At 28.4% G+C, this 20,509-nt stretch carries 22 protein-coding genes, 1 pseudogene and 1 riboswitch; of the genes and pseudogenes, 1 reads left to right on the top strand and 22 read right to left on the bottom strand.

The genetic code is table 11. From position 1 onward, the window contains the following. Positions 1-3: 3 nt before the first annotated feature. From BGI42_RS04085 to flgB, 21 genes and pseudogenes are all read right to left on the bottom strand, one after another. A complete protein-coding gene (locus BGI42_RS04085) occupies positions 4-1,845 on the bottom strand; it encodes a fused FliR family export protein/FlhB family type III secretion system protein (protein WP_069679099.1) in 1,842 nt (613 codons plus the stop codon). 16 nt (positions 1,846-1,861) lie between these two features. Continuing rightward, complete coding sequence (gene fliQ, locus BGI42_RS04080) at positions 1,862-2,131, bottom strand: flagellar biosynthesis protein FliQ (RefSeq protein ID WP_069679098.1); 270 nt, start codon at positions 2,129-2,131, stop codon at positions 1,862-1,864. Positions 2,132-2,142: 11 nt separating this feature from the next. Then, on the bottom strand, positions 2,143-2,928 hold the full coding sequence (gene fliP, locus BGI42_RS04075; protein ID WP_069679097.1) for a flagellar type III secretion system pore protein FliP: 786 nt from the start codon (positions 2,926-2,928) through the stop codon (positions 2,143-2,145). Further along, entirely contained in the window at positions 2,915-3,316 is a 402-nt protein-coding gene (locus BGI42_RS04070) for a flagellar biosynthetic protein FliO (RefSeq protein WP_069679096.1), read from the bottom strand. The genes fliP and BGI42_RS04070 overlap by 14 nt, the downstream gene beginning before the upstream one ends. A 15-nt stretch (positions 3,317-3,331) precedes the next feature. Next, entirely contained in the window at positions 3,332-3,805 is a 474-nt protein-coding gene (locus BGI42_RS04065) for a flagellar basal body-associated FliL family protein (RefSeq protein WP_069679095.1), read from the bottom strand. Between the two features lie 5 nt (positions 3,806-3,810). After that, entirely contained in the window at positions 3,811-4,554 is a 744-nt protein-coding gene (locus BGI42_RS04060) for an OmpA family protein (protein WP_069679094.1), read from the bottom strand. Between the two features lie 2 nt (positions 4,555-4,556). Further along, positions 4,557-5,360 (bottom strand): motility protein A, encoded by an 804-nt coding sequence (locus BGI42_RS04055; protein WP_069679093.1) that lies wholly within the window; start codon positions 5,358-5,360, stop codon positions 4,557-4,559. Between the two features lie 15 nt (positions 5,361-5,375). Next, positions 5,376-5,567 carry a flagellar FlbD family protein gene (locus tag BGI42_RS04050; protein WP_069679092.1) on the bottom strand — a complete coding sequence of 64 codons (192 nt, stop codon included), beginning with the start codon at positions 5,565-5,567 and terminating at the stop codon, positions 5,376-5,378. A gap of 87 nt (positions 5,568-5,654) precedes the next feature. Then, positions 5,655-6,773 carry a flagellar hook-basal body complex protein gene (locus BGI42_RS04045; RefSeq protein ID WP_069679091.1) on the bottom strand — a complete coding sequence of 373 codons (1,119 nt, stop codon included), beginning with the start codon at positions 6,771-6,773 and terminating at the stop codon, positions 5,655-5,657. Between the two features lie 193 nt (positions 6,774-6,966). Next, entirely contained in the window at positions 6,967-8,064 is a 1,098-nt protein-coding gene (locus BGI42_RS04040) for a flagellar hook-basal body complex protein (protein WP_069679090.1), read from the bottom strand. A 148-nt stretch (positions 8,065-8,212) separates the two neighbouring features. Next, positions 8,213-8,602 carry a TIGR02530 family flagellar biosynthesis protein gene (locus BGI42_RS04035; RefSeq protein WP_069679089.1) on the bottom strand — a complete coding sequence of 130 codons (390 nt, stop codon included), beginning with the start codon at positions 8,600-8,602 and terminating at the stop codon, positions 8,213-8,215. A 3-nt stretch (positions 8,603-8,605) separates the two neighbouring features. Beyond that, positions 8,606-9,553: a flagellar hook assembly protein FlgD gene (locus BGI42_RS04030; protein ID WP_069679088.1), complete on the bottom strand. Its 948-nt coding sequence runs from the start codon at positions 9,551-9,553 to the stop codon at positions 8,606-8,608. An 11-nt stretch (positions 9,554-9,564) separates the two neighbouring features. Further along, complete coding sequence (locus tag BGI42_RS04025) at positions 9,565-10,863, bottom strand: flagellar hook-length control protein FliK (protein ID WP_069679087.1); 1,299 nt, start codon at positions 10,861-10,863, stop codon at positions 9,565-9,567. A 6-nt stretch (positions 10,864-10,869) separates the two neighbouring features. Further along, the gene (gene fliJ / locus BGI42_RS04020) at positions 10,870-11,313 is read right to left on the bottom strand and encodes a flagellar export protein FliJ (protein ID WP_069679086.1); all 444 of its coding nucleotides are present in this window, start codon (positions 11,311-11,313) and stop codon (positions 10,870-10,872) included. Positions 11,314-11,347: 34 nt separating this feature from the next. Then, positions 11,348-12,655: a flagellar protein export ATPase FliI gene (fliI, locus tag BGI42_RS04015; RefSeq protein ID WP_069679085.1), complete on the bottom strand. Its 1,308-nt coding sequence runs from the start codon at positions 12,653-12,655 to the stop codon at positions 11,348-11,350. A gap of 11 nt (positions 12,656-12,666) precedes the next feature. After that, positions 12,667-13,455 carry a FliH/SctL family protein gene (locus BGI42_RS04010; RefSeq protein ID WP_069679084.1) on the bottom strand — a complete coding sequence of 263 codons (789 nt, stop codon included), beginning with the start codon at positions 13,453-13,455 and terminating at the stop codon, positions 12,667-12,669. Next, positions 13,439-14,455 carry a flagellar motor switch protein FliG gene (fliG, locus tag BGI42_RS04005; protein ID WP_069679083.1) on the bottom strand — a complete coding sequence of 339 codons (1,017 nt, stop codon included), beginning with the start codon at positions 14,453-14,455 and terminating at the stop codon, positions 13,439-13,441. The genes BGI42_RS04010 and fliG overlap by 17 nt, the downstream gene beginning before the upstream one ends. Before the next feature lie 5 nt (positions 14,456-14,460). Beyond that, positions 14,461-16,026, bottom strand: coding sequence for a flagellar basal-body MS-ring/collar protein FliF (fliF, locus tag BGI42_RS04000; protein ID WP_069679082.1), 1,566 nt, complete (start codon positions 16,024-16,026; stop codon positions 14,461-14,463). A 24-nt stretch (positions 16,027-16,050) separates the two neighbouring features. Continuing rightward, positions 16,051-16,374: a flagellar hook-basal body complex protein FliE gene (gene fliE, locus BGI42_RS03995; RefSeq protein ID WP_069679081.1), complete on the bottom strand. Its 324-nt coding sequence runs from the start codon at positions 16,372-16,374 to the stop codon at positions 16,051-16,053. Positions 16,375-16,387: 13 nt separating this feature from the next. Further along, complete coding sequence (gene flgC / locus BGI42_RS03990; RefSeq protein WP_069679080.1) at positions 16,388-16,795, bottom strand: flagellar basal body rod protein FlgC; 408 nt, start codon at positions 16,793-16,795, stop codon at positions 16,388-16,390. 14 nt (positions 16,796-16,809) lie between these two features. Continuing rightward, positions 16,810-17,210: pseudogene (gene flgB / locus BGI42_RS03985) on the bottom strand (flagellar basal body rod protein FlgB). 533 nt (positions 17,211-17,743) lie between these two features. Then, positions 17,744-17,826, bottom strand: a riboswitch (cyclic di-GMP riboswitch). Positions 17,827-18,329: 503 nt separating this feature from the next. On the opposite strand from flgB, the gene BGI42_RS03980 reads away from it, so the two are divergent. Beyond that, positions 18,330-19,532: an IS701 family transposase gene (locus BGI42_RS03980; RefSeq protein WP_069678787.1), complete on the top strand. Its 1,203-nt coding sequence runs from the start codon at positions 18,330-18,332 to the stop codon at positions 19,530-19,532. Positions 19,533-19,624: 92 nt separating this feature from the next. Here BGI42_RS03980 and BGI42_RS03975 read toward each other — a convergent pair whose 3' ends face one another. Continuing rightward, on the bottom strand, positions 19,625-20,479 hold the full coding sequence (locus tag BGI42_RS03975) for a flagellin (RefSeq protein WP_069679078.1): 855 nt from the start codon (positions 20,477-20,479) through the stop codon (positions 19,625-19,627). Positions 20,480-20,509: the final 30 nt, after the last annotated feature.

Below are 20,509 nucleotides of genomic sequence, written 5' to 3'. Positions count from 1 at the left end.
AAACTAAGAGTTCTTTTTTATCTTTAATACTACTGCTAGTATTTCTGCTACCCCTTGGTACAAATCTTGAGGTATTTCTTGGTCTATTTCTACTCTGTCATACATAAGTCTTGCTAACGGTTTATTTTCCACAATAGGAACATCATTGTCTTTAGCAATTGTTTTTAATTTTAAGGCAACATGATCTGCACCTTTTGCAACAACTTTTGGTGCTTCCATGTTTCCACCGTCTTCATATTTTAACGCAATAGCTAAGTGAGTAGGATTTGTAATTACAACTGTAGCATCAGAAACAGATTGCATCATTCTTCTCATACCTACTTCCCTTTGCTTTTGCTTTATTTTCGCTTTTAATTGTGGATCTCCTTCTGCTTGTTTATATTCATCTTTAATTTCTTGTTTACTCATTTTTAGCTCTTTATTATGTAATCTAAATTGTACAAAATAATCTGTTGCACCAATAATAATTAGAGCCAATGTTATTTGCATAAATATTCCTACGACTAAATTTTTTATCTCATCCCCTAAAGAAGGAAGATATAAGCTCGAAATATTTATTATATCATTATAATTATTCTTAACATATTTATAAGCTAAGATAGATATTATTGTTACTACTACTAAATTTTTAATTAATCCAGCTAAACTTCTTTTAGAAAACATATTTTTTAAACCTTTTATTGGATTTAATTTTCCAAGTGAAGGTTTAAGCGGTTCTCCTGTAATAAGAAAACCTGTTTGAATTATACTTGCTGCTATTCCAGCTACCATTACGGCTAATGCAAATGGTAAAAATATCATTGCTGATTTCAAAAAACTAAATACAATAAAATTTGTAGCTGTTAATTCATTAAAATCTTTTAAATTTGGAAGTGATAAAAAATAAATTAATACCCCTTTAAATGTTTTTACCAAGCTTCCCCAAAGCATAGAAACTGCTAATGTACATGCCAACATAGTAATTGCAACACCAACATCTTTACTTCTAGCTACTTGTCCTTTTTTCTTGGCATCTGACTTTTTCTTAGGAGTTGCTTCTTCTGTTTTTTCATCTGCAAATATTAAAACCAAAGGCAATGCAGGAATTGCTTTAAAAATATTTTCAAAGACACTTGATAAATTATAAACTGCACTACTCACTACTTTAAAAATAAGTGGTAATAAAATTGTAAATGTAACAAGACCTAATATATTCTTAATTGGCAAACCAAATATCATTATTGGAATTGTAGGTACAGTTCTTGATATTAATCCCAAACATAAATCAGTTATGACAATTATAAGTACAATTGGTACTGCTATTTTCACTCCTATTACAAAATATTCAATAATCGTAGATATTACAGCCATCATAGTTTCTTGATAAACTAATGTTTCACCAATAGGAACTATTTTAAAGCTTTCAATTAATAATTTTATTATTATATGATGCCCATCTACAATGAAAAAAATCACCATAGATATCATATAAGCAAAATTACCAATTAAAGTAGTTTGAGATTGTGAAGTTGGATCTAATATTGATACCATAGAAAAACCTGCATGAACATCCATCCAACCTCCTGCAAATTTTACTACTTCAAAAATCATATTAGTTATGAAGCCTAGGACTAAACCAGTCATAATTTCATTTAATCCATAAATTACCAAATAATATGTATTATTTATTTCATTAATTGTTGAATAATCTACTCCAGCTAATACTGCAATAGAAACCAGTAAACTTAAAACTCCTTTTAATATATGTGGAGTACCTTTGGGGAAAAATACGTTAACTATAACAAAATAAGTTGTTAATCTTAAAAATATATAAAATAATCCAAGAAAGTAGGCCGTTTCAATCACAATGCACTACCTCCTTTTATGCTGTAATTTTTGTAATTAATTCAAATATTCTTGTTGTAAATGACATCAACGTTTGAAGCATCCAGCTTCCTAAAAATATCCCAACAATAGCTCCAGCAATTAATTTTGGAACAAAAGTTAAGGTTTGTTCTTGAATTTGTGTTGTTGCTTGTAAAATACTTATAAGTAATCCAACAATTAACACTACCAGTAATATAGGAGCTGATAATTTTGCTGCCACTATAATAGTATCTTTAACAACTCCATTTAATAAAGTTTGACTCATAAATTTCCACCTCACGAAAAACTCATAATTAACGATTTTACGAGTAAATACCATCCATCTACCATTACAAATAATAATAACTTAAACGGCAATGATACCATAACTGGTGGTAACATCATCATACCCATGGACATAAGTAAACTAGCTACTACCATATCAATTACTATAAATGGTAAATATATTAAAAACCCTATCTCAAATGCTGTCTTTAATTCACTTATTGCAAAAGCAGGAATCAAAGTTGTAAATGGGATATTTTCTCTACTTAATTCTTCTTTGTTAGTATCAATATTATTTATTTCAACAAATAAAGCTAGATCTTTTTGCCTAGTTTGCTTCAACATAAAATCTTTTAACGGTTTTGAACCTATTTCAATAGCTTCTTCTTGTGTTATACTTTGCTCCATATAAGGCTGAAATGCCTTTGTATTAATTTCACTATACACTGGTGACATAATAAATATAGTAAGAAATAATGCCAATCCTGTTAAAATCTGATTAGGTATTGCTTGTTGCACTCCCATTGCACTTTTAACAAAAGAAAATACAACTACTATTCTTGTAAAAGAAGTTAACATTATAACTATAGATGGCAATACTGCAAGAACAGTAAAAAATATTAATATTTTTATATTGCTAACATAATCACTAGGAGTACCTTCTCCATCACCAATAGCTAAATTTACTTTTGGTAAATCTATGCTTTCAGGAGCTGCATAAGCTTTAATCCCACAAAATGTTATAATAGCAAAAGCTAAAATTAACACAAACATAATCTTCTCTTTATTTTTTCTCATCTTTATCTTCCTTTGATATGTAATTCTTAAATATACTTAGAAATTTTTCTTTTATATTTTCGGATTTTTTAATATATGACTCATTAATACGATACATATTGTTTCTTTTATCTTCTTCGATTTTATTAATTTCTTCTTCAGATAAATCTTGTAACTTTTCCATACTTGTTTGTGTATTTGTAAGCAAATAACCTTTTTTCCCTACTTTTATTACTACTATAGAGTTTTCCTTTGTTATTTGAGTTCTATCTATAACTTTCACATATTTATTATCATTAACTGCCTTTACTTTGCTTCCTAATATCTTAAATGTTAAGAACATAAGTCCAAAAACAACTAATAATGACATTATCAAATTTAGAATCATTTTTAAAAAACTAAATTCCATTTATTTTTCTTCTTTCTATTGTGTTATTATGCTATCGAATCTAACATCAACTATTTTACTCTTTCTTAACTGCTTATTTATTTTATCCATGATTTCATCTTTTATTGCTTTTTCATTATTAGTATCATTAATATAATCTAATTTTAAAGACTTTAAATAAAATATTACTGAATCTCTTACTACAACTTTCTTTTCTTCTAATTCAACTTCAGCATCTTTATCTGTTTTGTCATATCCTATTGATATTTTGCCTTTAAAATATCTTTTTCCACCTTCATCAGCTAAATTTGCAGTAATTTCTCCTATATCAATATAAGCCATATCAATAGCTTGTTCTTTTACAACTTTAACATTGTTTTTTTGCATAAACATATAAGTTCCAGCAAATACTCCGCCCCCAACAAGTAGTAAAGCTATTACAAATATTATTATAGTCTTCATCTTGCCTGATTTACCTTTTATATCTTTATCTTTTCCCTTATCAGCCATTATTATCACTCCTCATTTTCTTTCTCATTAACTATTAATATATTAACTCTTCTATTCTTAGCCCTATTTTCTTCTGAATTATTATAGACTATAGGTCTATATTCACCATAACCTGCTGCACTAAACTTCATTGGATCGTTATTTTTTGTTTCAACAAAATACTTTACTACATTTACAGCTCTTTGGGTAGATAGTTCCCAGTTACTTGCATACTTATAATTATGTATAGGTACATTATCTGTATGACCTTCTACTATTACTGAATTAGGCAATGCTGAAATTAAAGTATTTACTTTGTCTAAAACTTCTTTACTTTCAGGAATCAAATCTGCTTGTCCTGATTTAAATAAAACAGAGTCTTTTAATTCTAATATAATTCCACGTTCATCTTGAATGATGTCCATAGCACCAGATAAATTATTTTTTTCAACATAATTTTTTATATCTTGATACATACTTTCCTTACCTAAAGATTCTGCATCAACTACCCCTTCAACATCAGATTCTCCTCCAATTACAGGAACTTTGCCATTATACATATTATATTCTACAAAAGAATCAGCTGATTCACCTGTCATAACTGATACAAAAGCGTCTGATATAGATTTTAACTTTTGAACATCAACACTTGACATAGAATATAGCAAAATAAAAAATGTTAAAAGTAAGGTAACACAATCTGAATAAGTACCAAGCCATTCATCACCTCTTAATCCGCCTCCATCATCTGACTTCTTTCTTCTAGCCATTTTTATGCAACTCCTTCATTATTTTCTGAATTATTTTGAGCATAAACGATTCTTTCTTGTGGTGATAAATAAGCTACTAATTTATCTTCAACAATTCTAGGATTTACTCCTGATTGAATTGAAAGTATACCCTCAAGCATCATTTCTTTCATTGCAACTTCTTTTTGACTTTTGGCCATTAAATTTTGAGCTATTGGTGAAGCTAATAAATTAGCTATAAGTGAACCATAAAATGTAGTTATAAGTGCTTTACCCATACCGGTTGCTATTGTACTTACATCTGAAAGATTTTGAAGCATTTGAATTAATCCAATAAGAGTTCCAAGCATACCAAATCCTGGTGCAAAAGCTCCCCAAGTTGAAAAAATACCTGATCCAGATTTATGCCTCATTTCCATTTCCGATATATCAAGTTCTAATATTTCCTTTATAGATTCTGGTTCTATTCCATCAACAACCATTTGTAAGCCTTTTTTTAAGAATTGATCTTCTAATTGAGATATTGTATCTTCTAAAGATAACAATCCATCTCTTCTTGCTTTTCTTGATAGTTCTGTAAATTGAGCTATTGTTTCCATTATAGAAGATTTTGGCTCTTTAAATGACTCCATGAATAATTTACCTGCTTTTTTTATTCCATCCATTGGATACACTATTAATACTGTGGCAATTGATCCTCCAAATGTTATAGCGAATGATGGTAAATCAACAAATATTGATAATGGTCCTCCACTAACTATACCATAAAATAATAAACCTGACCCCAGAAGTAATCCTACCGCTGTCATTATATCAGTTTTTTTCATTACTAAATGCCCCCTCTATCTTCCGTGAGTAAAAATTTCTCTTTTATACTTTTTAATTTTGAACCTAACTTCATCTATACTCTCAATGACTATATATTTTTTTCCATTACTTAACGTTATTAAAGTTTCTGGAACTTCTTCCATTTTTTCAATATGATCATCATTTAATATAAATGGTTTATTATTCATTCCTGTTAATTCAATCATTGATTCCCTCCCATAAAATATAAATCTAAATACTTATATTATTAAATAACTAGAGAGCAAAAATTACTCCCTAATTATTAAATTATACTATCTCATAAGACCTGTAATTGTTTGAAGTATTTCATCTCCTGTTGATATCATTTTTGATGAAGCTTGGAATGCTCTTGTTGCTGTTATCATATCTGTAAATTGTTCTGTTAAATCTACATTTGATGATTCAAGTGTGCCTTGAATAAAATCTCCAAATCCCTTACTATTATCTATTTTTTCTGGATCTCCACCATCATTTTTCATTCCGCCTAAAGGTGTTTTTATTATTTCAGGTCCTGAATTAGGAGATGTCTGTACTTTATTTGCTCCTATTGCAGTTAAACCTTCTGGGTTTTTAAAAGTAGCCATAGCTATTTGACCAAGTGCTGTTCTAGATCCATCTCCAAGGACTGCTGTAATAACCCCATCTTTTCCTATTGAAAAACTTTTTACTGGTACTTCAACAAACTCATCTATTGGATCTCCATTTTCATCTCTTTTAGGTGCTAAAACTTTATCTGGTATTTTTAAAGTATGAAGTTCTTTTCCTTCACCTACTGCTTGTAAATTCTTAGAATCAGCATCTACATAGTTTGCTGTTGCAACTTGATTTGTACTTCCATCTGGTGTAGTCCATTCTATACTAGATTTAGCATCCCCCTCTGTACCATCTTGAAGTAAATATCCCATTACTCTATATCCATCTGCTGTTAAAAGATTCCCTTCATAATCAAGAGTAAAATTACCATCTCTTGTATATAAAACTTCATTTTCACTACCACCTGATAATTTTCCAGAGTTCTCTATTCCAATAGTTCCAGTACCATCACTTGTTCCACCTTTATAAACCTCTGGACCTTTACTTACCATAATATATCCGTCACCATCAACACATACATCTAAGCTTCTTCCTGTTGATAATGCATTACCTTGTCCCATAACCTTATTTATGCTTGCAAGTTGTGCTCCAAGTCCTACTTGTTTAGCATTTGTACCACCCTTTGTTGATGTTGGGGCTGTTGCCGATGACATATTTTGATAAAGCATATCAGAAAATCTTGCACTTGATGATTTAAATCCTGTTGTACTTACGTTGGCTATGTTATTACCTATAACATCTAATTTTACCTGGTTAGCTTTCATACCACTTATTCCTGAGTACATCGATCTTAACATATTTAATTCTCCTCCGTTTATTCTCAAATTTTATCTTTTGTTATCAATAATCATTAAAATTTTATTTTATCGCAAACTGTTAATAATCAATTTAATTATTTAATATTTAGCATATAACCTTGATTATCCTTTTAACATTAAAGCTAATATTTTTCAGAGTGTAAAATTCTGAATATAAGTTTTTATATTAATACTATCTCATTAAACTTGTAATTGTTTGAAGTATTTCATCCCCTGTAGTTATCATCTTTGATGAAGCTTGAAATGCTCTTGTTGCTGTTATCATATCTGTAAATTGTTCTGTTAAATCTACATTTGATGATTCAAGTGTACCTTGAATAAAATCTCCAAACCCTTTGCTATTGTCAGTATAATCATCTGCTAAATTTCCTACAGGTGTCTTTATTATTTCAGGTCCTGAATTAGGAGATGTCTGTAATTTGTTTGCTCCTATTGCTGTTAAACCTTCCGGATTTTTAAATGTAGCCATAGCTATTTGACCAAGTGCTGTTCTAGATCCATCTCCAAGAACTGCTGTAATAACTCCATCTTTTCCTATTGAAAAACTTTTTACTGGTACTTCAACAAACTCAGTCGTTGGATCTCCATTTTCATCTCTTTTAGGTGCTAAAACTTTATCTGGTATCTTTAAAGTATGAAGTTCTTTTCCTTCACCTACTGCTTGTAAACTCTTAGAATCAGCATCTACATAATTTGCTATTGCTGATTTTTTACCGTCTTTTTCTTCCCATTCTATACTAGATTTAACATCCCCATCTGTACCATTTTGAAGTAAGTATCCCATTACTCTATATCCATCTGCTGTTAAAAGATTTCCTTCATAATCAAGAGTAAAATTACCATCTCTTGTATATAAAACTTCATTTTCACTACCACCTGATAGTTTTCCAGAAGTCTCTACTCCAATAATCCCAGTACCTTCACTTGTTCCACCTTTATAAACCTCTGGTCCTTTACTTACCATAATATATCCATCACCATCAACGCATACATCTAAGCTTCTTCCTGTTGATAATGCATTACCTTGTCCCATAACCTTATTTATACTTGCAAGTTGTGCTCCAAGTCCTACTTGTTTGGCATTTGTACCACCTTTTTGCCCAGTTGGTGCTGTTGCCGATGACATATTTTGATAAATCATATCAGAAAATCTTGCACTTGATGATTTAAATCCTGTTGTACTTACGTTAGCTATATTATTACCTGTAACATCTAACTTAACTTGATTAGTTTTCATTCCACTTATTCCAGAATACATTGATCTTAACATATTTTATTGCCTCCAAATCATAATTTGCTAACTTGCCTCTATCATTCAACAAGCTTAGGCTTCCATGCTGACAATGTTCAATTTACAATAAATAATTTATCATTATAAAATTATTTATTAATTAATTGTTAATTGCCTTAGGTCCAGCCTATAAAATTACCACACTATCTATATTGGTAAATATATTATCTTTTGCTCTTTCCTTCTCAACTGCTGTTATTAATGTTCTATTTTCTATACTTGCAATTAATGCAGTATCTTTATATAAAATAACAGATTTTTTTGAGTTTTTTTCTTTTGCGATTTGGAATCCTTTTTCTATTTGTTGCATATCTTTATCTGTAAAATTAATTTCAGATAGTCTTTCAGCTGCATGTTTGGATACAATAAAACCTTCATTCTTATTGATAACATTATTTAATACATCTTTAAAACTATTTTTTTCTTCTGTATTTGTTATAAATTTTGGATTGGTATTTTTAATAGGTTCAAAGGTACCAACTGGATACACTTGACCATTAATTATTCTATAACTCAATTATTAACCTAATATTGATTTTAATTTCTCAAGTTCATTTGTATAATCTTCTGTATATCCTACCTTTTCCTTATTATCTACCATTCCTAAAACTTGACTTGTTTTTTCTTCTTCTGATAAATTTTGTGAATTAATTTTATCTGTGTCTTCTACTTTAGAAGCTTCTTCAGACTTTTCCTCAGGTTTTTCTTCTGGTTTAACATCCATATCTTCTTCTGTTAAATCTCCTGCCTTGATTATATTTGAATACTGAAAATCTTCTATAATTGGCTTTCCACTTTCATCTAATTTATCAGTTTCAACTCTTATTTTAACAACACCCATATCTATAAAAGAACTTTTTACAGTACCTTTTGTTATAATATTTTTACCATCTTTATCATAAGTAGAAAGAACTACTTTCTGATCTTTCAAGGCAGATGCTGCTAGAAAATCTGAATTAACAGACATATTACCATCTTGATCTGGTATGTTTAATATTGTTTGTATATCTTTTACATCAAATACTTTGAATTTATTTTTACCATTCTCATTAACTTCCATTGAAACATGGGTACCATATTTATCTTTAGATACTCCTCTTATAACACCTGTATAATATTCTCCATCAGTATTTACAACATTCATAGTTGCACCTTTACCAACTAATTGTTGATGAGAAAATGTAGTCATTGTATCATTTAAGTTATACATTTGTTCCATTGCTGCAAATTGTGCCATTTGAGTAACATATGCTGTTGAATCTTGATCAGATGTTGGGTCTAAATTAGATAATTGGGCTGATAAAAGTTTTAAAAATGAATTTTTATCAAACTCTTGACCTGATTCAGTTATCTTAGTTCCTCTATCTGTAGTCACCTTACCTTGAGTAGAATTTTTCTTGCTATTTACTGCATTACTAGCATCAGTTTTACCCAATGCTTTATTTACATCAACCATTGAATAAGTCATCTTTTCACCTCCTAAGCCAAAAAGTCTAAATTACTATTTAAAATTTCTGTAGCATCATCTTCAATATCAATAGCATCAATATGAGATGTTCGTTTATTATTACTACTATTTTGTTTTTCATTATCTTTAGCTAATCCACTTCCAAAACCTTCATCTTTAAAGAATGTAGTATCTTCTTGATATAATTCTACATTTACATCAGCAACCTTTATATTCTGATCAGTTATAGCTTTTTTCATTTCAACTAAATTTTGAGAAAGAAGTTCTAGTGTTTCTTTACTATGTGCTTTTATATTAGCTTTCATAATGCCATTTTCCTGAATTAAACTAATAGTAAGTTCACCTAAATGTTTAGGAGCTATTTTTACTGTTAATTCTTTCATTGCATTTGTCATCATAAATTTAACACTTCTTATTAAATCTTCTCCCATAGTTGCTTTATTAATTGTCATTGTTTCACTTGTAGTTTCAACATTATTTGCATTAATTTCATTTCTTGTAGCAACTAAATTAATCTTATTTAATGTATTATCTTCTTTATCATTATTTAAAAGTTTATTTAAGAAAGCATCTTCATCTGAAGCATTATTTTTACCAACTTTTTCTTCACCAGTATTCTTTTCACTCATGCTAGAATTAGCATTTTGTTGAAAATTCTTAAATGAAGTGTTGAAATCAGAAGTTTTATTTTCTTTACTTTCTAAATTATTTGATATTTGACTCATTAAATCTTTAACCTTATTTGACAAGTCTGTATCTTTATCAAGTTTTTGTTCTAATTTTGTTAATAAATTTTTTAATAATTCTTTAGTGTCAGAACTTAATAATTCAGTCAAAGAATTTTTTGAAGCATTCAATAAATTATCAAGTAATTTAGATAAATCACTTCCTTCTTTTCCCAACTTATCAATTATTGAATTTAATAAATCTGAATTCAATTCTTTTAAATCAATATTTTGATCCTTAGCAGAAGATAACATATTAAAAATTGAATTTAACAGTTCAACAAGTTCATCTTTAGATAAATTATCGCTTTTTTCTTTTATCTCGTTAATTTTCTTTTTAATATCAACATCTTTATCTTTTTCTTGAATCTTTTTGTCTAAATCTTTATCATAAGACTTTGAACTATCATCAACTTTTTTATTAGATTTTTCATTTAATGCACTTTTAAAGCTTGTATCTTTTTTACTTGTTGTAGAATAATCTTTTTTATCATCAAATGATTGGCTATTAAATTTAGACTTTATATTTTTAGGTTCTGAATTCAAAGATGTTAAATTTAAATTAGAACTTATTTTCATTTTCATTTATTCTCACCTCCCTTCATTGATATTCCTAATATAAGAATAAAGAGCTATTTCATCAAGGTTAACTTGTTCTACTCTTTTTTCCTCTTTTATATATTCTAAAAGTTTCTTTTCTTTTAATATTTCAACAGTTTTTCTATCAACTTGCTTAGACACTAAATCATTTCTAGCTTCATTAACTTTTTGATCTTTTACAATTAAATCTTTTTCTGTTTCTTTTATCCCACTTTCAAGACCTTGTAAATAATACCTTTTTAACTTTTGGTATACAACATCTTCTCCTGGAACAATACCATTATATTTATCATAGCTAGCTTTTAATTGACTTAATTTTTGCTCTGTAAGCTGTTTCTTCCTTTGTGTTTCAGTAAAAATTCTTTTGCTCTCTTCTTCTTTATCTTCTCTTATTTCAAGAAGCTTTCCTAAACTAAATTTAAACCCTTCTGCCACTTATATACCTCCACTATAATATGTGTGATATTAATTATTCAAACATTGAAACTAAACTACTTATACTTTCTTCAAAATTTGATTTTTCATGAACAGTTTGACGTAGAAACTCTTCTAATTTATCATGATAAGAAATTGCTAAATCTATTTTTTTATTACTTCCCTTTACATATGCTCCTATATTAATTAGATCTTCCGATTCTTTATATGTTGCTAAAAGATCTCTAGCAATAGAAGCTGCTTTTATATGTTCAGGTGGAGCTATTGAATTCATAAGTCTACTTACACTATTTAATATATCAATTGCAGGATAATGATTCTTATGAGCAAGAGATCTAGATAATACAATATGTCCATCTAAAATACCTCTTACAGCATCTGCTATAGGTTCATTAAAATCATCACCATCAACTAAAACAGTATAAAAAGCAGTAATTGAACCATTTTCTGATGTTCCTGATCTCTCCATAAGTTTAGGCAACTTTGCAAATACTGATGGTGTATACCCCTTTGTTGCAGGTGGTTCTCCAATGGCAAGACCTACCTCTCTTTGAGCCATTGCAAATCTAGTAACTGAATCCATCATTAAAATTACTTTTTTTCCTTCATCTCTAAAGTATTCTGCTATAGCAGTAGCCGTAAGAGCACCTTTTAATCTTATTAGGGCTGGTTTATCAGATGTAGCACAAACTACAACTGATTTTTTCATACCTTCTGGTCCTAAATCTTTTTCTATAAATTCTAAGACCTCCCTACCTCTTTCTCCAATCAAAGCAATCACATTAACATCTGCTTTTGCTTCTCTTGCTATCATTCCAAGAGTAGTACTCTTACCAACACCACTACCTGCAAAAATACCTATTCTTTGACCATCTCCACAAGTTAAAAAACCATCTATAGCTCTAATACCAGTTGGCATTATATCTTTAATTCTAATTCTTTTTAGAGGATCTGGTGGATTATTTTCTAATGGATACTCTTCTCCATCAGTAAGTAGTTTACCTTTTAATGGATTACCTAACCCATCAAGAATTTCACCTAATAATTCATCAGAACATTTAACACTTAAAGGCTTTCGCATTGGTACAACTCTACATCCAGGAGAGATACCTATTAATTCATCTAAAGGCATTAAAACTACAAAATCATCTTTAAAACCAACTACTTCACAATTAATAGGTTCATTTTTTTCATTGTATATAATACATAACTCTCCAACAAATCCTTTTATACCTTTTACTTCAACTGTAAGACCAATTACTTTATTAACTACCCCTTCAGTATAAATAGAATTAGTATTATCAACTTTTTTGATTAAGTTATTAAAATCAATATTTACCATATTTAATACTCCTAATCTTCTCCTAATATTTCTTTTCTTATTGCTTCCATTCCTATTTCAAGCCCTACAACGACTTTTCCATTAGGCTTTTCTATAACAGCATTCCCTGGTTCCATAAAATCATCATTTAGCACAAAAATCTCATCTTGTATTGAATAAGATATTTTCCATCTATTAACTTGTGATTTAAGTTCTTCAATATGAATTGAATTACATTTTATTATTAAGTTTTCTTCACCTTTAGATAATTCTATGGCCTCTTCAACTAAGGAGTTCATTGACTCTTCATAACTTAATTCTTTTTTCAAAATATTTTTAGCAATCTCTAAGGATAACTTTATAATGTCACTTTTCTTTTCTTCCATATATTTTCCGTAATTCTCATTAGCGGATTTTAAAATATTTTCTGCTTTATCAACAATCTCTTGTGCCTTAGCTTTTGCTAAATCTATATTTTCATCATAAACTTTTTTATATCCATCATCATAGCCATTTTGAAGTCCTTCTGCATATCCTTTTTCATAACCTTCTTTTTCTAACTTTTCAGCTTCCATGGTTCCTTTTAAAATAATAGCTTGTTTTTCATTATTAGCATCTTGTATTATTCTTTTTCCTATTTCCTCATACTTTTCAATTAAAGCTTCAACTTCTTCTTTTGAATAAACCTCTTCTTCAATTAGTTCATCATCTTCACTATCAAGTTCTGTTTTATTTTTTCTATATACATATTCAGTAGAAATTCTCTTTTTTTCTGCATCCAAAGCACAGTTCTTTTTTATAATACTATACGATGATTGCATCTTCTCCACCTCTTGAAATTATTATTTCATTTGATTCATCCAATCTTCTGATAATAGAAACAATCTTTTGTTGTGCTTTTTCAACATCCATAAGTCTTACTGGTCCTAAGAATTCCATATCTTCCTTTAAAGAAGCAGCAGCTCTCTTGGATTGATTTCTATAAATTGCATTTGCAACATCTTCTGAACATCCTTTAAGTGCAAGTGATAAATCACTAACTTCAACTTCTCTAAGAATTCTTTGGATAGATACATCATCAAGAGTAATAATATCTTCAAATACAAACATAGAACTCTTAATCTTATCAGCAAGTTCTGCATCTTCTCTCTCAAGACTTTCAGTAATATTCTTTTCAGTTGTTCTATCAACCTGATTTAAAATATCAACTAATGTTTGAACTCCACCTAAGCTTGTCATTTCTGTCTTAACTACTGAAGATAACTTGCTTTCAAGAACTGCTTCTATTTCTTTTATAACCATTGGAGATGTAGTACTCATGGTTGCTATTCTATATGAAACTTCTGACTGTGTTTCTTCTGGAAGTTCTGCCATAACTTGTGCTGCTTTATCTGCTTGTAAATAACATAAAATTAAAGCTATTGTTTGAGGATGTTCATAAGTTATTGCATTTAGAAGCTGATGAGCATCAGCTTTTCTAGCAATAGCAAATGGTCTATATTGTGCTGTAGCTTCTGAAACTTTTTCTAAAATTTCACTTGCTCTTTGTGCTCCTAAAGCTTTTGATAATAAAACTTTAGCATAATCCATTCCACCTTCAACAATGTAATCCCTTGCTTTATTTATTTCTAAAAATTCATTTAAAATCTCTTCTCTTTGTTCTGATGTTACAGAAGTTATATTCGCAATTTCATATGATATTTTTTGAATTTCTTGTTCCGGAAGCTTCTTTAATATTCCTGATGAAGCTTCTGGTCCAAGTGTTATAAAAAGTATTGCTGCTTTTTGAACTCCTGTTAATTTTTTAGGTTCCTTACCCACAGCTATCACCTCTCATCTTCTGAAAGCCAAGCTTTGATAATTTCAACTACTTGCTCTGGCTTTTCTGTGGCATATTTCTTAATTTCATTTTCCATATGAATCTTTTCATTATTAGTTTCAAATTCTATTGGTTCAAATATTTCTGGTTCTTTTTCATCACCAATTACTGCATCTAATAATTGAGCTTCATCATCATACTCATTTTTAGATTTCTTTCTTCTCTTCTTTATAATTAAAATAATTATTAATATAATTAAAACTAGCAATCCTGCTGCTCCAGCAATTATATATTTTTCCATTTCTTTTTGCTTAGCTTCAGCATTAAATGTATCAACCTGATTTTGAGTATCTTCTTTTAAGCTTGGATCAAAGTTCATACCTAATACTGAAATTTGATCTCCTCTAACAGAATTGAATCCAATTGCATTAGATACTGCATTTTCAATAGCTTGCTGAGTTGCTGCATCTAAGTTACCATCTACTACCACTGAAGCTGTCATTCTCTTAACTTCACCTGGCGCACTAATAACCTTAGTCTCAGTTTTTCCAATTTCATAATTATTTTTTTGTTCTTCTCTTGAAGAATTAGACTTTGTATTTTGTGTATCATCTATAGTATTGCTTATATTATTATCAACTGGACTTTCACTAATATTACCATCAGCTCCAGTATTATTAATTTCCTTAATAGTTTGTTGACTTACAACTACTTTATTAGGATCAAGTACTGTTTGCGTTTGTTGTTTAGAATCAAAATCCAAGTCTACATTTACATTAGCTCTAATCTTATCTTTTCCTATAACAGGTTCTAATAAATTTATTATTTCTTTTTGTAATTTACTTTCATAATTTTTTTCTAAAGCATACTGCTTGTTTAATGTTTCTGAACTCATCAATTGATTTTCATCATCACTTAAGTTAGCAGTAAGTAAATTCATTTTATCATCTATGACTTCAATATTTTCTTTAGGAACATTTTCTGTACTTCCAGACACTAGGGCAACTATTGATTTGACTTGATCTTTTGTAATTTCACTTCCTGTTTTAAGCTTTAAATAAACCGCTGCCTTCCCTGGACTACTCTCTTTAACAAAAACTGAATCAGTAGATGGTGTAATATGAACCCTTGCACTTTCTACTTGTGAAAAACTCTTTATTGTTTTTTCAAGTTCTCCTTCTTGCATTCTTAATTTTTTAACTTTAAACTCCTCATCGGTCATTCCAAAGGAACTTCCACTATCCATTAATTCATAACCACTGCTTCCTGATTTTAATTCAGGAGCTAATTCTAATCTTAATTGATCTACCTGGTCATTCGGTACTAAAATAGTATCTCCTTGTATTTTAGTTGTAACTTTTTGTTCATTTAACTTAGCAAGTATAGTTTGTGCATCTTTTGGATCAAGATTTGAAAACAAAACTTGGTATTTATTAGATGAGGCATAAATCATTGTACTTATAATTGCAATTAATACTGCAACACAACATACAAAAATAGCAATTTTTATTTTTTTGCTTTGAGTTTTAAACTTTTCCCACAGCCCTTTCACCTTTTCTAAAAGTTTGTTCATTTATAATAGCACTCCTCACTTCAGTTACAACTGCATTTTTATTAATTCTTTATATGATTCCACTAAATTGTCTCTAGTTTTAACTAAGAATTGTAATGCTAAACTTGCTTCTTCGCCTTTTATCATAACTTCATCAATATTTACATCATCACCTTTAACAAAAGCATTTGTAGAAGCATCAGCATCTATTTGCTTTTCATTTACATCATTTATACAATTCTTTAGTGTTTCGCCAAAGCTTTTATTCTCTTTGACAGATGAAGTATCTTGTCCAACTTTATTATTTAACATATCAAATTTATTATTAAATAATACTTGTTTTTGATCAAACCCATTAATAATCTTCATTTTTATTTACTCCTTATTTACCAATTTCTAAAGCTTTTGAAAACATCCCCTTTAATGCATTTAATGTTTCTACATTAGCTTCATATGATCTTGTTGAAACCATCATATCAGCCATTTCATTTAATACATTAACATTAGGCATTGTCACATATCCTGTTTCATCTGCATCTGGATGATTTGGATTATAAACCTTTCTAAGAGGTGATTTATCTTCTACAATTTTTACTGGCTTAATTCCTGCCATTCTTCTATTTTTATCAAGTGCCTCTTGAAAAACTGCTATTTTTCTAACATAAGGACCACTTCCATCAGCTTTTCTTGTTGTATTTGCATTAGTCATGTTAGATGTTATTGTATCCATCCTTAATCTTTCTGCTGAAATACCTGTAGCACTTATTTGCATAGATGTAAATGCATTCATAAATTATCCCTCCTCTACTTTATAACAGTTTTTAAATCATTAAATTTCACATTTAATTTAGTGATTAAAGCATTATATTTTAATGTATTAGCGGCTTGATTAACTTTTTCAAGCTCTAAATCTACATTATTATCATCTGTTCTCATACTAGTATTTCGTTCTCTTAAAACTTCTATGTTTCCATTTAAATCATTATTAGATCTTAAATGTCTAGAATCAGTAACTCTTAGCGATAAATCCTTTATATCTGATGTTTTTTTAAATTTTCTTCAAAAATTACATTGAATTTTTTATACCCTTTTGTATTAATATTTGCCATATTGTTAGCTATGGCTTTAGCTCTTGCATTTGATGCTTTTAATCCATCCTTAATCAAATTATATGTATTGTATGATTGAATTGAATTTATAGGCATATGATTTCCTCCCATAATTAATGATTTTTATTAAATAATAAATATTTTCTTTAATTTATTCATAAATATAATTATAAAATAATAACTATATTTGCGCTACATCTTTTTTAACTTTTAAACCATTTTTTTACATTTATTTTAATATATTACACTAAATACTAAATATATTCTCTATAAAACAAATTCTATGTTTTATTATACTATATTTTTTGTTATTTTTGATTACTTTTTTAAAAACAATTAATCTTTTTGAAAAATTTTTATATTATTTTTTTGATTATATTATATTTTTTTGATTAAAATATAAATTTTAACAGTTATTTTGTCGTATTAGTGGTATATATTTCAAGTTAACATGATTTATATATTTATTTTTTATATTTCAACAATTATTTAAAAATAAAAAAACTACCCCCTAAAGAGTAGTTATATAATCAAATTAATTGCACTCAAAAAAGATATGTTAAAAAACATATTAATTTAATCAACTTATTTTTTGAATAATTAATTAAAACAAAAAGCATATTATACTCTTCGGCAACTGGCTGGCATAGATTTCTCCTTAGCCCCTATAGCTTTGCGTCACTAACTTTAATTAGTTTTGCCTATTCAATTGTTACATATTATAACTACATTATAACCTATTTTTCATGTTTTTTCAAAATAAAACAAATTTTTTTCAAAAAAATTTTTGACAATTTTTTTAATACATTTTTCTTTTTAATTTTTAATTGTGAATTATATAAAAAAATCACTAAATAACTTTTGAATGTTGATTTTTTTAGCCATGCACCCTTTCCAAACGTAGTGCAGGAATAATGGTGCGACATATAATTATTTTTTATTATTTATTGGATACTCATAATATCTTTAAAATACAATGTTTTATGAGTTATCCTTAGATGTTCAAACGATACAATTTCCTAAATAATAAAAAAACGCTTTACTCAACACTAAATTAATACATAATCAACTTTATTATTAAGTAAAGCATAAATCTATAATAGTGCAAAAATGCTTGAATAATTTTACAACTGAATAAAATAAAAAAACATTTATGATAAATCCTTGTTATAATTGAGTTCCCACACAACAACGACAGCAAGGAGCTATACATAAATGTTTCAGAACACAATTATATCAGATGAACTATCAATACACAATTTTTTTAAACAACTAAATTTTGATTTATATCTAACTAAGCCACAATTAAATCATCTAGAAAGTATCATGAATGCAATGATTTCAAGAGGTTACAATGGTAAAGTGTCTGATATAGCGGAGCTTGCTTCGCATACGCATCGAACAAGTATCACAAGATTTTTATCAAAGAGTACTTGGAATGAAACACTTTTAAGCAAATCATTGAAGTCCCTAGTTTTACAACTAATATGGAATAAATCAAAAGAAACTAAAAAACCTATATATTTTATTATTGATGACACTATTTCAGAGAAAACTAAGCCCTCGTCAAAGGCTAAAAATATTATTGAAAAGTGTTCATTTCATAATTCTCATTTAAAAGGTAAAACAGTATATGGTCATCAAATTTTAGTTTCATTGCTTTCTTGTGATGGGTTAGTACTTCCTTACTCAATAGATATCTATGATAAAGATTCTATGAGTAAAATAGAATTAACTCAAAATTTAGTTGAATCACTACCTAAACCTGAAAATAAAGGTTATGTTTTGTGCGATAGCTGGTATAGTTGTAAAGCTATTTTTAATAGTTCCATAAAAGCTGGTTACAGCTATATAGGAGCTTTAAAAACTAATAGAGTTATTTATCCCGAAGGACATAAAAGATTAGGAATCAAACTTCACAAATTTGCAACAACTTTAAATATAGATGATTTTAACCTTGTCACCGTTAAAGATAAACAATACTATATTTACAACTATGTTGGTGATTTAAAAGATAGAAAAAATGTTTCAATTGTTCTTAGCTACCCTAAAGATTCATTTCAAAAAGAAGGAGCATTAAAAACATTTATTTCTTTAGATACATCACTAAATCCTTTAGATATCTTAACTCAATATACTGACCGATGGGCGATTGAGCCATTTTTTAGAGATTGTAAATCTTATTTAGGTCTTAATGGATATCAAGTAAGAAGTGAAAAGAGCATCAACAGATATCTTACAATAATGATAATAAATTATACCTATTGTAAATTGTATTCTAATAGCTCATACCACTTTAATACTGGATATAACTGTGCTAAGAAAGATTTAGAAAAATCTAAAATTATATATATCTATAAGGCTGCCGCTAACGGAAAGCCGTTAGACGAAATTTTTAAAACATTAAAAATAGCTTAGAAATCTATTTGGTTATTCAACTGTAAAATTATTCAAGTAAAAATGCACTATCATAGCATAAATTTAAATTTTTACTTATTTTAGATATCTAATTATCTAATATTTTTCAAAACATTCAATGCATCTTGAGGGAAATTATTACTTTGAGCAATTAAAGAAATAGAAGATTGTACTAATATCTGACTTTCTGAAAATTTAAGCATTTCAAATGCTATATCAGCATCAGCAATATTGCTTTGAGATCTTTCTAATGCTAAATTATTCTCAGATACAATATCTTCCGTTCCTTCAAGCCTTAATTGTATCGCACCATATTTACTTCTAGCACTAGATACAGATAATATGGCTTCATTTACAATATCTAGTGATTTATCAGCATTTTCTTGAGTAGTTACATCTAAAATATTATTCCCCAAATTATCTTTAAATTTTAATCCTTCGGAAGTAAGATCAAATTTAGGAAGTACTGTTAATTCACCCTGTAAACCACCTATCATAGATGTTACAGCTCCATCTTCCACAGTATTTTTATTCTCATTTATAAGCTTAACACCATTAAAATCTGTATTGTTAGCCATATAATCTAAATGTTTTGTTAATTGATCAATTTCATTTTGAATTACGTGTCTATCGTCATCAGTTAAAGTTCCACCACCAGCTTGAACAGTTAATTCTTTAATTCTACATAAGCTATCATTCATTTCTTGCATAGCTCCATCAAATGTTTGAATCATAGAATTAGTATCTTCAATATTTCTTCTTGCAGCTGAATTACTCAAAACTTGTATTTTAAGCATTTGACTTTGAGTTATCTTATTAGGATTATCTTTAGCTGAACTAAGTTTTAAACCTGAACTTATATTATTAATAGCAGAAGAATTTTTAACTAAATGTTTCTTATAATTATTAAATATGTTTGCTGAAAACATATTATGAGTTAATCTCATTTTATCACCACCATTTTCCATTTTATATTA

It is taken from the genome of Clostridium taeniosporum (genome assembly GCF_001735765.2).
Taxonomy (GTDB): domain Bacteria; phylum Bacillota; class Clostridia; order Clostridiales; family Clostridiaceae; genus Clostridium; species Clostridium taeniosporum.
This window is presented reverse-complemented; position numbering and strand designations above follow the sequence as displayed.

Bases quoted from the DNA above. Each gene is read 5' to 3' on its own strand.
- fliQ (WP_069679098.1), bottom strand. From the start codon at position 2,131: ATGAGTCAAACTTTATTAAATGGAGTTGTTAAAGATACTATTATAGTG.
- fliP (WP_069679097.1), bottom strand. From the start codon at position 2,928: ATGAGAAAAAATAAAGAGAAGATTATGTTTGTGTTAATTTTAGCTTTT.
- BGI42_RS04070 (WP_069679096.1), bottom strand. From the start codon at position 3,316: ATGGAATTTAGTTTTTTAAAAATGATTCTAAATTTGATAATGTCATTA.
- BGI42_RS04065 (WP_069679095.1), bottom strand. From the start codon at position 3,805: ATGGCTGATAAGGGAAAAGATAAAGATATAAAAGGTAAATCAGGCAAG.
- BGI42_RS04060 (WP_069679094.1), bottom strand. From the start codon at position 4,554: ATGGCTAGAAGAAAGAAGTCAGATGATGGAGGCGGATTAAGAGGTGAT.
- BGI42_RS04055 (WP_069679093.1), bottom strand. From the start codon at position 5,360: ATGAAAAAAACTGATATAATGACAGCGGTAGGATTACTTCTGGGGTCA.
- BGI42_RS04050 (WP_069679092.1), bottom strand. From the start codon at position 5,567: ATGATTGAATTAACAGGAATGAATAATAAACCATTTATATTAAATGAT.
- BGI42_RS04045 (WP_069679091.1), bottom strand. From the start codon at position 6,773: ATGTTAAGATCGATGTACTCAGGAATAAGTGGTATGAAAGCTAACCAG.
- BGI42_RS04040 (WP_069679090.1), bottom strand. From the start codon at position 8,064: ATGTTAAGATCAATGTATTCTGGAATAAGTGGAATGAAAACTAATCAA.
- BGI42_RS04030 (WP_069679088.1), bottom strand. From the start codon at position 9,553: ATGACTTATTCAATGGTTGATGTAAATAAAGCATTGGGTAAAACTGAT.
- BGI42_RS04025 (WP_069679087.1), bottom strand. From the start codon at position 10,863: ATGAAAATGAAAATAAGTTCTAATTTAAATTTAACATCTTTGAATTCA.
- fliI (WP_069679085.1), bottom strand. From the start codon at position 12,655: ATGGTAAATATTGATTTTAATAACTTAATCAAAAAAGTTGATAATACT.
- BGI42_RS04010 (WP_069679084.1), bottom strand. From the start codon at position 13,455: ATGCAATCATCGTATAGTATTATAAAAAAGAACTGTGCTTTGGATGCA.
- fliF (WP_069679082.1), bottom strand. From the start codon at position 16,026: ATGAACAAACTTTTAGAAAAGGTGAAAGGGCTGTGGGAAAAGTTTAAA.
- fliE (WP_069679081.1), bottom strand. From the start codon at position 16,374: ATGAAGATTATTAATGGGTTTGATCAAAAACAAGTATTATTTAATAAT.
- flgC (WP_069679080.1), bottom strand. From the start codon at position 16,795: ATGAATGCATTTACATCTATGCAAATAAGTGCTACAGGTATTTCAGCA.
- BGI42_RS03980 (WP_069678787.1), top strand. From the start codon at position 18,330: ATGTTTCAGAACACAATTATATCAGATGAACTATCAATACACAATTTT.
- BGI42_RS03975 (WP_069679078.1), bottom strand. From the start codon at position 20,479: ATGAGATTAACTCATAATATGTTTTCAGCAAACATATTTAATAATTAT.